The following is a 351-nucleotide window of genomic DNA, read 5'->3' as shown; positions in this document are numbered from 1 at the left end:
CTCTCTCCGCAACTATCCGTTCGATATACGACTCCCCCCAGATGGGCCTTTACCAAGAGGAATAAGTCCTTCATTGCTTATAAAAGGCTGGCCTGCCATCGATGGCAGGCCGCGCTTTGTAAAATGTACTTTCCACATGAACTTTGAGGATATGAATCGGATCGATTTGGAGAACCTGAGATTTAATAAAAGATATCCATGTCAAATTGATCCATGGGACTTTTCGTTTCGCGGCGGATCGGCCAGGCTAATTTTCTCATCTGACTTATTTTCTGATTTAGTTCCCGCTTTAAAAGCACTTCAGAACTATCTTTCTGAATCAGTAAAATTGGAGCGAAAAAAATGAGCTAT

The 351-nt window shown here is 42.2% G+C and carries 1 protein-coding gene; it reads left to right on the top strand.

Annotated elements, in window-relative coordinates; translation table 11 throughout:
* The coding region (locus tag AC1DQ3_RS36890) for a hypothetical protein (RefSeq protein ID WP_477125009.1) at positions 1-346 on the top strand (346 nt) is incomplete at its 5' end.
* Positions 347-351 lie beyond the last annotated feature (5 nt).

Source organism: Cupriavidus sp. 01T418, assembly GCF_056398885.1.
The sequence above is the reverse complement of the archived record's forward strand: the minus strand, read 5'-3'. Positions and strand labels throughout refer to the sequence as shown.